This is a genomic window from Pseudalkalibacillus sp. SCS-8 (assembly GCF_040126055.1).
In the GTDB taxonomy this organism is placed as follows: Bacteria; Bacillota; Bacilli; order Bacillales; family Fictibacillaceae; genus Pseudalkalibacillus; species Pseudalkalibacillus nanhaiensis.
Genome location: NZ_CP143541.1, coordinates 3,056,598 through 3,070,239, shown reverse-complemented (window position 1 = coordinate 3,070,239; position 13,642 = coordinate 3,056,598). Strand labels below are relative to the sequence as shown.

The following is a 13,642-nucleotide window of genomic DNA, read 5'->3' as shown; positions in this document are numbered from 1 at the left end:
TTTGAAACGTTTCGCTTTACCAAAATGGATTTGTTTTTAATGATTCAAAGGAGGACATGGATATGGACCCCGTACGTATTGGCATCATTGGTATCGGCAATATGGGATCTGCACACGCACTCATGTTGTTGAATGGAGGAATTAAAGGAGCCGAACTGACCGCTGTTTGTGATGTCAGGGCCGAGAGACGGAAGTGGGCAAGTGAGCAATTTGGACAGCAAGTGGATGTCTACGCAGAATATGAAAACCTCCTTTCCTCTGAACGAGTGGATGGCGTCATTATCGCCACCCCTCATTATCAGCATTCTGATATTGCCATGGAAGCATTCCGTTGCAATAAGCATGTGTTATGTGAAAAGCCCGCTGGCGTTTATACGAAACAAGTAAGACAGATGAACGAGGAAGCAGCGAACAGCGATCGGGTATTTGCCATCATGTATAACCAGCGGACGAACCCTGTTTATCAAAAAGTAAAAGATCTCGTTTCATCAGGGGAGCTCGGAAAGATCAAGCGTACCATCTGGACGATTGATTGGTATCGTTCACAAAGCTATTATGATTCCGGTACTTGGCGTGCTACCTGGTCAGGAGAAGGGGGCGGCGTCCTCATCAACCAGTGTCCCCATCAGCTTGATTTATGGCAATGGATGATCGGGATGATGCCGAAGCGTGTCCGGGCATTCTGCAGCTTTGGAAAATATCGTGATGTAGAAGTCGAAGATGACGTAACAGCTTATGTCGAATACGAAAATGGCGCCACCGGTTTATTCGTTACGTCTACTGGCGTCGCACCAGAAACGAATCGTTTTGAAATCTATGCGGATAAAGGAAAACTTGTCGTAGAAGACGGAAAGATCACCTTCTGGCGTAATCGAATTCCTGAAAGTACATTCAACCAAGAATGGAAGGGTGGATTCGGCGTACCTGAGAATTGGAAGTGTGAAATTCCGGTTCACGGTGTGGAAACGGGTCATGGAGGCATTCTGGTCAATTGGGTTGATGCGATCCGTTTTGGAAACGAATTGATTGCACCTGGCGAAGAGGGTCTCAAAGGATTGATGTTATCGAATGCAATGCATTTATCAACTTGGACAGACGCATGGGTGGATCTACCGATTGATGAGAATCACTATTATGAAAAGCTACAAGAGCGTATTGCACATTCAACTTATTCGAAACAACGTTCTGAATCTCGGACGCTTGATGTTGAGGGGACGTTCTGATCTCAAACTTAATTTCATGGGAGGTTTTCAATCATGAGAAAAAAATTTGCAGTCCAAATGTATACGGTAAGGGATTTGTTGGCGGATGATTTTCCAGGAGTATTGAGGGAGCTGAAACAGATGGGCTGGTCAGGTGTACAAATCAGCGGTTTGTTCGGGTATTCCAGGGAAGAGATCGCCGGGGTCCTCCAAGAGACGGGATTAAAGACGGCCGGTATGCATGTCGGTCTCGATCGGCTTCGGGATGATCTTCAAGAGGTTGTAGAAGAGGCAAAAGCGTTGAACACGAAAGACCTTGTTTGTCCTTACGTTCCTGATGAATTACGAACAGCTGAAAGCTATATTGCAATCCGGAGGGATTTAAATCAAATCGCATCCAGGTTGAAAAGTGAAGGATACCGTGTCAGTTATCATCATCATGATTTTGAATTCCGTACTGAGGTTGAAGGGAAATCGGCATTGGAATATATGCTGGAGCCTGAAGAAGGGAATGACGTTCTCGCTGAAATCGATACGTATTGGGTTAAAAAAGCTGGTCAAGATCCAATGACGTTCATTGCCTCCTATGCGAACCGTATGCCGGTTATCCATTTGAAGGATATGGGGAAGGATGAGGCGCAATCCTTTGCGGAAATTGGAACGGGAACCATCGATTTCAAACCGATTCTGACTTGGGGCGAACGAAATGGAATTGAGTGGTACGCCGTCGAACAAGATGAATGTTCTGGCTCTCCGCTCGACAGCTTACAGCTCAGTCTTGACAACCTTAATCAAATGGTAGAGCAGCTCCCACCGGTAAAGTCGTAATTTTTATACATACATCATGACATCGAAAGCTGGAGTAACTAGAGGAGGACATGAAACATGACAGTTGAAATGAAGCAAAAGAAATTCATCATAAATGGGAAAGAGGAGTTCCTATATGGTGGTGAATTGCATTATTATCGTGTTCCGAAAAACGAATGGGAGGATCGTCTCATCAAATTGAAGGAAGCGGGATGCAATCTCGTAAGTACCTATGTGCCATGGGTGTGGCATGAAATGGATGAGGGCGTATATGACTTTACCGGTGAAACGAGAGGGGAAAGAGACCTGAAAGGCTTTCTCGAGCTGGCTGAATCGTTTGGTTTCTATTGCATTGTCCGTCCAGGTCCATATGTCATGGCTGAAGTACGTTTCCACGGTGTACCGGACTGGCTGCTTGATCGGTATCCAGAGGTTGTTGCAAAGACACGTGAAGGAGCTGAGCATCCAACTCGAGTCGTATCGTATCGACATCCGCTGTTTTTGGAAAAAACTCGAAAGTGGTATGAAGCGGTGAACCAAATCATTGCTCCGAAACAAATCGAGCATGGCGGCCCAATCATCATGTATCAATTATGCAATGAAATCGGTATGTTCCATTGGGTGAGTAATACGTCCGATTATAATGCAGACACAATCGCCCGTTTTGAAAACTATTTAAAGGACAAGTATGGCTCCATCATCCGATTCAATGAGGTTCACGAGATTAATGAGCGGTCCTTCAGCAGCTTCATTGAAACATTTGCAAGAGGCTTACCAGACGGATACCCTTCCTTCCATTATGAGTGGAGTTCGTTCAGGAGGGAGTACATCAGGGATTATGTCGGTGACTTGAGATCGTTCGCACATGAAACGGGGATTACGGTACCCTTCATCATCAATGTGCATGGATTCAAGGACTATTCCATTTACAGCCGTGGGACAGATTATCCGATTGGGCTGTCTCAGCTTTATCGCACAGCTGAATTTGATGATGTGGTGATTGCCGGCGACTTTTATCCAGGGCATATCGGTTATGACAATTATCACGATCTTGTACTGGCGACCACGTACACAAGAGCGATCTCTCACCAAGATCAGCCGGTATTCTCTGCAGAATTCCAATCTGGCCGACTTGCAGATCGGCCTAGGCTTTATCCGCAGGACCTCGATTTGAACACGAGGACATGTGTTGCTCATGGAATGAATGCATTGAATTATTACATGTTTGTCGCTGGCGAAAACTATGAAAATATCGGTTTATTCGGTAGACGTCATGAATGGCAGGCGCCGATTGATTCCAAGGGGGGCTTACGAGCGAACTATCATAAGGCCTCACATTTGGGGAAGGTCTTTCAATCGATCGGTCATAGACTTATGGATGCACCTAAAAAAGTCCATACATTCATCGGCTTCAACCCGGATGATTACATGACCGAAGTCGTCGAAGAACGGGACAGAGGCTTACTTGGGGATGTTATCGGTAAACGGGAGCAAACGGCTTTTGATGGTACGGTCCGGTTGTTGACTGCAGCCAATATTCAATTTGAAGCAGTCGATCTTTTGAAAGCGTTATCTGTAGAGGAAGTCCCGTCATTATGGGTGTTCTCCACAAAGAGGATGGATGAACGTGTCCAGGAGCGCCTAGTAAACTATGTGCGCGAAGGTGGTAGGTTGATCGTCTATCCTGAGCTTCCCGTTGAGAATCTGAGCGGAAAGCCTTGTCGGATCCTTGCGGATGAATTGGACCTGGGTGAATGGGAGGTCGTCGGTGGTTTTACGGACTATGTGGATGTATTGGATATTGATTCTGTCAATATCAAGCAACGTCTACGTTTCTCCCGTTTTGATGGGAAGGCGATTGCTCGTTTCACCCGGACTGGTAAAGATGAGGTAGCAGCCTACAAGAAATCAGTTGGTAACGGACAAATCCTCGTATTAGGTATCGCGATGGGACATGACTACGGTTATCAGCTGGATGTGATCATAAAGCTGGCTGAAGAAATGGGGATCACTACCCATTTACGTTCAACAAATCCAGATTTGTCACTCGTTGAACGGACTGATGGACATGAATCTTACTTCTTCATCAGCAATTACGATGAAATTGAACAAACAGCTGTCATCCATGAGAACGCGAAACCACTATTTGAGGGAGAAGAAATCACTTTACCACCTAGGTCTTCTGCAATCTTTTTACGGAACTTTGAACTTACAGATGGGTTGACGATTGAATACGCAACAGTTGAAGTCATCAAGCTAGACGTTTCCGACGCTGAGGTCGAGCTGACTGTCGCACCAGTCGGACCAGAAGGAAGTCTGAAGTTAAAGTCGAATGCAGAATGGAATACGGATTCGGCTCCTATGAGTGAAGGGGATGCGATAAGCTTGAATCATATCGACGGACCGACAACCTTCGTTTTCAACAAAACGAAGAAAACCGTCACAGGTTGATCAAAGGTTAGACTCTGTATTGTGATTTTTTATGTAAATGAAATTCACGAGACTCCTGCGGGAAAAGCGAGCCAGGCGAGACCCCGCAATGTATTTTTTAAAGGATCTTCGACTAAAAGCCACCACGTCCTATGGTGGACGTCGAAGTCAGTACATCCTGTACAAGGGAGGAGGCTTGCGGATCGCCCGCGGAAAGCGAGTGAATTTCAAAGAAATAAAAAATTAGCAATAAAACATAGATAAACAAACTAGAATTGGGTTGATGATGGTATGGAAGTGAAAGGGTTTAAAGGAAAGTTATTTGTACTATTTGATTGGATAACAAGGCTCGCTTATGTCAATGTGCTGTGGATCGGCTGTTCATTGCTTGGCTTGTTGATTGCAGGATTCTTTCCTGCGACTTCCGCCATGTATGCACTGATCAGAAGGTGGGTCAGAGGTAATGCCGACTTTTCCGTGCACCGTCTCTTTTGGCAAACCTTTAAGGAAGATTTCAAAAGAGCAAATGCATTCGGATGGGTATTGACCTTAATCGGTATTGTTTTATATGTCGATTACCTGTACTTTACGTCGTCCTCATCAACGATATTCTTTCTTTTAAAGTCATTTACAATCATGCTCTTGTTCGTTTATGTCCTGATGGCAGTTATGATCTTCCCAGTTTTCGTCCATTATAAATTGACGCTTGTGCAGTTGTTCCGAAATACGATTTTCATTGCGATGCTTCATCCGTTCAAAAGCTTTGCTGCAATTCTGGGTGTAGGGGCCATCAGTCTGGTGATGTATCTGATGCCGACGTTAATTCCTTTCTTTGGTGGGAGCTTGATTGCGTTATATGTCACATGGATATCACAACCGATGTTCAGGAAAATCGACGAACGACAACAGGATGCGGTGAAGAACGAGTAAGACGAAAATCTAAGAAGAATTTAGAAAGGGAGGTATGTACGTGATTGAAATTAAAAACAAACAAATTCTCATTGATGGCAAACCTCAAATCATCATGTGCGGCGAAATCCATTATTACCGATTGGAACGGCATGAATGGCAGGATCGTCTTGATAAGTTGAAGGAAGCTGGCTGCAATGCCGTAGCTTCGTATGTTCCTTGGATTTGCCATGAACCTCGGGATGGCGAGATCGACTTGAAAGGTAAATCCCGTCCAGAGCTTGATTTAGAGGGTTTTATTGATCTATGTGAAGAGAATGATCTTTATTTCTTCGTACGACCTGGTCCGTTCATCATGGCTGAAATGAAGAACGAAGGGATTCCGCATTGGGTGATGGAAAAGCATCCTGAAATCGTTCCAGTTACTTGGGATGGGAATCCAATTACGACAAAAACGCTGGATTATATGGCCCCAGGCTTCTTAAAAGAGACGCGCGAGTGGTATGAAGCTGTCATGAAGATTGTAGCTCCAAGGACTTACGTGAACGGTGGGAACATCATCGGCTTACAGCTTGATAATGAAATCGGAATGCTGTCATGGGTCAGCAACAGTCCTGACTTAACAGACACGGTTCTAGAGGATTTCGCGTCTTGGCTGAAAAATCGGTATACGCCTGAGGAGCTGGGTGAGCGTTATCCTTTCAATCTGGATGAGGAACAGACGAGGAAGAAAGCGATCCAGTCACCTTCTGAGTCTTACTCACCTTATCTGCATCTGGATTTAGGGCATTACATGCGGAACCGTTTTGCCCGTTATGTGGAAACTTTAAGGTCCTATGCAGAGGAATTCGGAGTGAAGGACATTCCATTCGTTGTGAACATCCACGGAACTGATGGAGGTCGTGCCCTTAAGTATCCGATCGGCATAAGCCAGCTTTATGAAAGCTACACCCAGTCACCAGAGTACATTTCAGGATCGGACATTTATTTTCCTGATATGACGATTGGAAACTTTCAAGATTTGTATGTGATCAATGGATTCATGGATGCCGTCCACCATCCTGACCAACCCTTGACGTCGATCGAGTTCAACTGTGGAGATGGGAACTTCGGCGAGAATATTGGTGAACGGTATGATCCGTCGGCTGCCGATTTTAAAATGCGCATGTGTATCGCACAAGGGAACAGGATGATCAATTATTATCTTTTCTCTGGTGGGCGGAACTATCGCCTCGATGAAACATACAACGATGGAAATGATCGGATCGCTCATACTGGGGAACGTCACGGCTTTGCGGCACCTATCAGTCCTGAAGGCGAACGGAATTATACCTTCCACCGGATGGCACGTGCAACACGTACAGTGATGGCTGTGTCGGACAAGCTGGCAACCATGGAGGAAGAGAAGGATGATCTCGCCTTTGCGTTTATTCCGGATTACTTCATGACTGAATCGCGGTATCCTTCAAGCGATAAGATGAAAGAGATGTATCAGAATATTGAGGCGAACCGGGCTCCTGCAGCCTGGGACACGTTAGTGAAAGCGATGCTCCTTGCCAATTACCGTTTTGGTTCAGTCGATATTCAGAATAAACCGATCGATCCACAATCAACGCCAGTCCTTGTCCTAGCATCCGCTCTCTATATGGACAAGCAGGTACAACGAAAGCTGGCTGATTATTTGTTCGAGGGTGGCAGCATCCTTCTTTACGGTCAAGTTCCTCAATATGATATGGAAGCGAGTCCTTGTACGACTTTGGCGGATGCACTCAACGTCAAGCCGATCGGTACACGAAGAGCGAAACAGCATTATGCGTTATCGGTTTATGGTGTTGGAAAAGCAGCAGCACGTCCAGAAATCAGGACACATGTGGCACAAGTGTTTGAGTGTGGTACCGAAGTGGAACCCCTTTTCTGTGTTTATGGAACCGATGAAGTTTGTGGTTTTACGACGGAAGTAGGCAAGGGGAAGGCAACAGTCATTTCGACGGTTTATACAACAGCCATCTCTTTCTTCAAAGGGATTTTGGAAGAGTTGGGAGCACGACCGTCCCTCTATCATGATTGTGAGCAGCATGGGATCTTTATGACATCTACGAAAAATAACGAAAACGAGCGTTTCATCCATCTTTTGAATCTCGATGGATTTGATAAGCAGATGACAATCTATGAAAATGGCCGTCCTTTATTCGGTGGTCGTAAGCTGGAATTGCATAGTAAGGAAGGAGTCATGCTTCCTGTTGAGATGACGTTGGGAGATGTAACAATTGTACAATCGACTGCTGAAGTTGAAGCTGTTACGCCTGACCAGCTGGATTTCAGACTTACTCAAAGTAAAGATATCATCGTCTTGAAGACAGATCGATCCTTACTTCCAAGTGATGAGTATGAGGTGAAAAGAGAGGATGAGAAGATCGTTATCCACTCCAAGAAGCATGCAAAGGTTGATGACCAATTAACGATACGATTCCAACCAACCAGTAAAATCACTCAGACTGACCACCATACACAAGTCGTCCAAGGCAATTAAAGAAAACTAGAAAGGAAGATTGATTATGCGTGTACTTTACATTGATATCGATTCTCTTCGTCCCGATCATTTAGGCTGCTACGGGTACCACCGTGAAACATCTCCTAATATTGACAGGATTGCAGAGAGAGGGACAAGCTTCACGAATTATTATGCGTCAGATGCTCCTTGTGCCCCCTCTAGAAATGCGATGTTTAAATCCAGATTCGGCATCCACACAGGTGTTGTCAATCATGGAGGAACAGATGCGGACAACCGTCCGATCGGAGCAGAGCGACCGTTCAATTACCACAGCTCACCTTATCAGGCGTGGGTAGATGTTATGCGTTTTAAAGGACATCACACAACAATGATCAGTCCCTTCCCTGGGCGACATGCGAACTGGAGTGTGCTGGAAGGCTTTCTTGAGGTCCATGATACGAATAAACAAGCAGGTGAAACAGCGGGGGATGTAGCGGAGGAAGCCTTACGATGGATTAAAGGAAGAGGGACTGAAAAGGAAGATTGGATGCTATATCTGAACTTCTGGGATCCTCATACGCCATACAGGACACCGGTATCCTATGGAAATCCATTCAAAAACGATCCTGCTCCGGAGTGGTTGACGGACGAGATCATCGCCGAGCACCAAGAAAGCTACGGACCGATGAGTGCTCGAAATGTTCCGGCGGGGAACCAGTGGCCGGATTTACCGTCTGAGATCCACTCACGTGAAGATTTTAAACGCTGGATCGATGGGTACGATACAGCGATCCGTTATGTGGATGACCATGTCGGTATGATCGTCAATGCCTTGGAGGAAGAAGGGCTGTTAGAAGATACGATCATCATCATTTCAGCAGATCATGGCGAAAATCAAGGTGAACTGAACATTTACGGCGATCATCAGACAGCGGACCATATCACAAGTCGTATCCCGCTGATCATGGCAGGACCTGAAATCCGTCAGGGACACATCGATACAGACTTCCATTATCAAGTGGATCTAGGGCCTACGTTAGTTGAAATGGCAGGTGCTGCTCAGCGAGAGAAATGGGATGGCATCAGCTTCCTTCCTGCGTTGACGGAAGGACGCTCATCAGGAAGACCTTATCTTGTGGTCAGTCAAGCAGCATGGAGCTGTCAGCGTGCCGTTCGATTTGATAACTGGATGCTGATTCGAACCTATCATGATGGAATGAAGGATTTCCCTGATTTGATGTTGTTTGATATTGAGAACGACCCACATGAAACAACGAATCTCGTAGACTCGCATCCTGAAATTGTCGGTCGAGGCATGATCCTGCTGGATGAATGGGTTGCTGAGCAAATGGCATCCTCTGATTCTCCTGTCGATCCGATGTGGAATGTCATCCACGAGGGTGGTCCTTATCATACAAAAGGAGAGCTGGACCAGCATGTCGGCCGCTTGAAAGAGGAAGGGCGATATGAGGCTGCAGAACGACTGGAACGCCGCCATGATAAATTCAAGCGAATCTATGAAACGGTTTAGAAAGGGGTACTACGTATGACACAAGTAACGGATTTCTATATGAATCTACCTGAGCCTGTAAGAGCATTTTTCGACCGGCAATATCATGATTCCTATCGTCTGCTCGATGCGTCTCGTCACCCGAGGACGGGACTGTATGCAGATGCATACATGACCTTTGGCGAGAATCCGGATCAAATGTGTTCCATTGCCGCGACTGGTGTAGGTCTTATTGGACTAACTGTTGCGGACATGGAGGGCTGGGATGACAATGCATCCGAAAAAGCCGTAACGACCTTGAAATGTGTTTTAGGAGAAGTAGAGGGGTGTCAACCGACACGAGATGCGGAAACGGGCTTTTTTGCTCATTTCGTCGATATGGAAACGGGAGAAAATTTGAATTCAGAAATCTCAACCATTGATACGTCCTTATTGGTTGCCGGTGCCCTTTTTGCGGGTGAACACTTCAAGAACGATCCAGAAATCAAGGAAATGGCACAGAGACTCTTGAATCAAATCGACTGGAAAGTGGTCATTTCCGATAAAGACAAAGGTGTCATCAATATGATCGTAAAGGATGGCAGAGGAACAGCGTCGTTGGCATCCTTCAATGAATATGCACTCGTCGCTCATCTTGCTTTATTAGGTCAGCCTGACAATGAAGACATCCAAGCATTATGGTATGGAAATTTTGCTGAGTCGAAGCTGGACGAATTTCCAAAGGCACGCTACCGAGATATTGACGTGTTGACGGATAATGAGAACAATGCTTTCTTATCTTCATTTGTTCACCAATTTCCTTACTATCTTGTACCGGAATATGCGAAGAGTTCTGTATTTCGCGAGCACTACATGAATGCCTGCCAGGCCGATCGGCTGAAATGGAAGGAACATGAGGATGTCCCTTCCTATGTATGGGGATATGGCGCTGGACCGAATGATGGTTTACATGGTGGTTATCATGCTGACAAGGTGAACAACTCACCTGGTGACATTGCTTCGGCCTATATCGTAGCAGGATTTCTCCCTGTGTATCCAGCAGGCATCCATGATCTTTATGCGCTTTATCGTTTGCATATTCCATATGATGAATACACGAATCCTACCGATAAAGAAGATGAAAGTAAGTTCAAAGCTTCATATGTCTATGGTTTGCACCGTTATTCCTGGTGGCATCTTGAGCAGAAGGATCGCTGGTATCCGACGAAGATTACGTTGATTGATTGGAGCTCCATGCTTTATGGACTGACAGCCTTTAAACGCGGCATGTCCTTCTTCACGGAACGACTTGTAGAAGCAACTGAATCAACCAGAACTTGATAAGACTGAAAAAAACGAGGATCAACTATTTAATTGGTTGGTCCTTGTTCCTATTCGCTCCGTCATAGATTTAAGGCGTATTTTTCTCTGAAATGACGTGAAAAAGGAGGTGTTTGAGAGCATGGAACTAAAAGCGATGACATTCAATTTGAGAGTCGATCTTCCTCAGGACGGGAAGAATGCTTGGGCACACAGGAAAGATAAGGTTAAGCATATGTTAGGCAAGCATCGTCCTTTGATTATCGGCACGCAGGAAGGAACACTTCCGATGTTAAAGGACATCTCTCATCTTCTACCAGATTATCAATGGCTTGGTGAGGGACGTCGAGGCGGATTGGAGGATGAGTTTTGTGCGATTTTTTATCGAGGAGAAGAACTGGAGGTTCTTAATTCTGGCCAATTTTGGTTATCCGAACAGCCTGACGTTCCAGGAAGCATCAGCTGGGACAGTGATTTTCCAAGAATCTGTACGTGGGCTTACTTCCAATCCAAAATTCACCGACAAGAGTCCTTCCTCCATTTCAATACCCACTTGGATCATGTCAGTCAACAGGCACGTGAGAAAGGCATTCAGTTAATTCTTGAAAAAATCCAGCAGCTACATGCGAAGGAGGGTGTACCTGTCATACTCACTGGGGATTTCAACGCAGAACCCGATCAAAAGGCCATCCGGTATATCGATGAATACGTATCAGACACATTAACCTTACAAGATGCGTTCTCACAGATAACACCTGGAAAAACCTTTCACAGCTTTGAAGGCGGTTTTAAAGGGAAGCCGATCGATTATATTTTCACGACTCCCGATGTACATATCTTATCCACAGAAATTGATCGGAGCGAAGTTAACGGAGGTTATCCTTCTGATCATTACCCTGTCCTGACAACCTTGCAGATCCCATCTAAGGAGGCATAGCATGAAGAATTGTTGCACACCAGAAAGGCGAACTGAAAATCCCGGAACGAATACAAAGACTCTCGAAAAAAGGAAACGTCTATCCACAGAAGGGATGGTCCTATTAGAAGGAGGAAACTTCATCATGGGAACCGATCGGGTAGATGGTTTCCCGAGAGACGGTGAAGGCCCTTCTCGAACCGTAACGTTGGATCACTTTTATATTGATAAGTATGCTGTCACCAATGAACAGTTCCAAGCGTTCGTCCGTGAAACCGGATATGTTACAGAGGCAGAGAAGTTCGGATGGTCGTTCGTCTTTCATCAATTCATTTCTGAAAAGACATGGGCGGATAAGCCTCAAAGCGTTCCGAATATTCCGTGGTGGTTTGCGGTTGAGGGGGCCTTCTGGAAGCAGCCGGAAGGGCCGGACTCTTCCATTGAAAAAAGGATGTATCATCCTGTCATACATATTTCTTGGAATGATGCCCAAGCGTATTGCAATTGGGCGGGGAAACGGCTACCAACAGAAGCAGAGTGGGAATATGCTGCGCGAGGTGGCTTGGAGAAGCGAACCTATGCATGGGGCGATGAATTGATTGTCGGAGGAAAACATCAATGCAACATTTGGCAAGGTCGTTTCCCCAATGAAAACACGGTAAGGGACGGGTATGCAGGAACAGCTCCTGTCGATGCTTATTCTCCGAACGGCTATGGACTTTATAATGTGTGCGGGAATGTATGGGAATGGTGCGAGGATTGGTTCAGTCCTAGCTATCACAGGACGAGTGACTCTCGAAACCCGAAAGGCCCTGTACAAGGTCAAGTGAAGTCGATGAGAGGCGGCTCCTACTTATGTCATAAATCGTATTGCAATCGTTATCGTGTCGCTGCCCGAAGTTCAAATTCACCAGACAGCTCAACTGGAAATATCGGTTTTCGGTGTGCAGCGGATCTTCACTGAGGAGGGAATGGAATGCAAAAAATGGATGGCATGAACTATGCACCTGAAGGAAAGAGAAAAAGGGTGGTTCAAGAAGGGGAATTTCCCATTGCTGCGGTATGTCTTGATCATGGTCACATCTATGGCATGTGCAACGGCTTGACGGAAGCTGGAGCATCCTTGAAATTGGTCTATGACCCGTATCCATCAAAGGTGGAAGCGTTCTGTAAAGCCTATCCGGGTGTCCAGGTGGCTTCATCTTTAGATGAGGTTCTAGAAGATCCCGAGATCAAGCTGGTTGCGGGGGCTGCTGTTCCTTCTGAGAGGTGTGCGCTTGGTTTGACAGTGCTCGAATATGGGAAGCACTACTTTACGGATAAGACCCCTTTTACAAAAATGATCCAGCTTAAAGCTGCACGACAGAAGACGAAGGAGACTGGACTGATTTGGGCCGTTTATTACAGCGAAAGGCTTCATGTGGAAAGTGCAGTCTATGCAGGTCAGCTTATTGACCAGGGGGCGATTGGACAAGTTGTCCAGGTGATGGGGACAGGTCCTCACAGAATCAATGTGGAAAGTAGACCTGACTGGTTCTTCAATAAGGAGCAATACGGTGGGATCCTCTGTGATATCGGCAGTCACCAGATCGAGCAGTTTCTTCATTTTGCAAAGGCAGAGGATGCCAGAGTTGTTCATAGTAAAGTCGGTAATTATAAGCATCCGAACTATCCAGAGTTGGAAGATTTCGGCGATGCAACCCTTATTGCAGATAATGGGGCTACGCATTATTTCAGGGTGGATTGGCTGACTCCGGACGGTCTGGGGACATGGGGAGATGGTCGTACATTCATTCTAGGAACAGAAGGATATATCGAATTGAGAAAATACATTGATATTGCAAGGGACAAGAGCGGGGATCATCTCTATTTGGTCAATGGTCAAGGAGAACACCATTTTTCATTGAATGGAGAGGTCGGTTTTCCTTACTTCGGTGATTTGATCCTGGATTGTTTGAACGGCACAGAAAATGCGATGCGGCAATCCCACACGTTCAAGGCAGCTGAGTTGTGCTTGATTGCTCAGAGAGATGCCATTTGTTTAAATACAGAAGTAGCCTCTATAAAGAAAGACTGAG

General features: G+C 45.7%; 10 protein-coding genes. All 10 read left to right on the top strand.

From position 1 onward, the window contains the following. Positions 1–62 precede the first annotated feature (62 nt). Positions 63–1,223, top strand: a complete 1,161-nt coding sequence (locus V1497_RS15900; protein ID WP_349408494.1) for a Gfo/Idh/MocA family oxidoreductase — start codon at positions 63–65, stop codon at positions 1,221–1,223. Positions 1,224–1,256: 33 nt separating this feature from the next. Next, positions 1,257–2,030, top strand: a complete 774-nt coding sequence (locus V1497_RS15895) for a sugar phosphate isomerase/epimerase (RefSeq protein ID WP_349408493.1) — start codon at positions 1,257–1,259, stop codon at positions 2,028–2,030. Between the two features lie 57 nt (positions 2,031–2,087). Beyond that, entirely contained in the window at positions 2,088–4,460 is a 2,373-nt protein-coding gene (locus V1497_RS15890) for a beta-galactosidase (protein ID WP_349408492.1), read from the top strand. Positions 4,461–4,730: 270 nt separating this feature from the next. Continuing rightward, a complete protein-coding gene (locus V1497_RS15885; protein WP_349408491.1) occupies positions 4,731–5,369 on the top strand; it encodes a YesL family protein in 639 nt (212 codons plus the stop codon). Positions 5,370–5,409: 40 nt separating this feature from the next. Next, positions 5,410–7,878 carry a beta-galactosidase gene (locus V1497_RS15880; protein WP_349408490.1) on the top strand — a complete coding sequence of 823 codons (2,469 nt, stop codon included), beginning with the start codon at positions 5,410–5,412 and terminating at the stop codon, positions 7,876–7,878. A 25-nt stretch (positions 7,879–7,903) separates the two neighbouring features. Further along, entirely contained in the window at positions 7,904–9,370 is a 1,467-nt protein-coding gene (locus V1497_RS15875) for a sulfatase (RefSeq protein WP_349408489.1), read from the top strand. 15 nt (positions 9,371–9,385) lie between these two features. Beyond that, the gene (locus tag V1497_RS15870) at positions 9,386–10,669 is read left to right on the top strand and encodes a hypothetical protein (protein ID WP_349408488.1); all 1,284 of its coding nucleotides are present in this window, start codon (positions 9,386–9,388) and stop codon (positions 10,667–10,669) included. A 121-nt stretch (positions 10,670–10,790) separates the two neighbouring features. Continuing rightward, complete coding sequence (locus V1497_RS15865) at positions 10,791–11,585, top strand: endonuclease/exonuclease/phosphatase family protein (protein ID WP_349408487.1); 795 nt, start codon at positions 10,791–10,793, stop codon at positions 11,583–11,585. Position 11,586: 1 nt separating this feature from the next. Next, positions 11,587–12,528 (top strand): formylglycine-generating enzyme family protein, encoded by a 942-nt coding sequence (locus V1497_RS15860; RefSeq protein ID WP_349408486.1) that lies wholly within the window; start codon positions 11,587–11,589, stop codon positions 12,526–12,528. 12 nt (positions 12,529–12,540) lie between these two features. Next, entirely contained in the window at positions 12,541–13,641 is a 1,101-nt protein-coding gene (locus V1497_RS15855) for a Gfo/Idh/MocA family oxidoreductase (RefSeq protein WP_349408485.1), read from the top strand. Position 13,642 lies beyond the last annotated feature (1 nt).

Bases quoted from the DNA above. Each gene is read 5' to 3' on its own strand.
- V1497_RS15900 (WP_349408494.1), top strand. From the start codon at position 63: ATGGACCCCGTACGTATTGGCATCATTGGTATCGGCAATATGGGATCT.
- V1497_RS15895 (WP_349408493.1), top strand. From the start codon at position 1,257: ATGAGAAAAAAATTTGCAGTCCAAATGTATACGGTAAGGGATTTGTTG.
- V1497_RS15890 (WP_349408492.1), top strand. From the start codon at position 2,088: ATGACAGTTGAAATGAAGCAAAAGAAATTCATCATAAATGGGAAAGAG.
- V1497_RS15885 (WP_349408491.1), top strand. From the start codon at position 4,731: ATGGAAGTGAAAGGGTTTAAAGGAAAGTTATTTGTACTATTTGATTGG.
- V1497_RS15875 (WP_349408489.1), top strand. From the start codon at position 7,904: ATGCGTGTACTTTACATTGATATCGATTCTCTTCGTCCCGATCATTTA.
- V1497_RS15870 (WP_349408488.1), top strand. From the start codon at position 9,386: ATGACACAAGTAACGGATTTCTATATGAATCTACCTGAGCCTGTAAGA.
- V1497_RS15865 (WP_349408487.1), top strand. From the start codon at position 10,791: ATGGAACTAAAAGCGATGACATTCAATTTGAGAGTCGATCTTCCTCAG.
- V1497_RS15860 (WP_349408486.1), top strand. From the start codon at position 11,587: ATGAAGAATTGTTGCACACCAGAAAGGCGAACTGAAAATCCCGGAACG.
- V1497_RS15855 (WP_349408485.1), top strand. From the start codon at position 12,541: ATGCAAAAAATGGATGGCATGAACTATGCACCTGAAGGAAAGAGAAAA.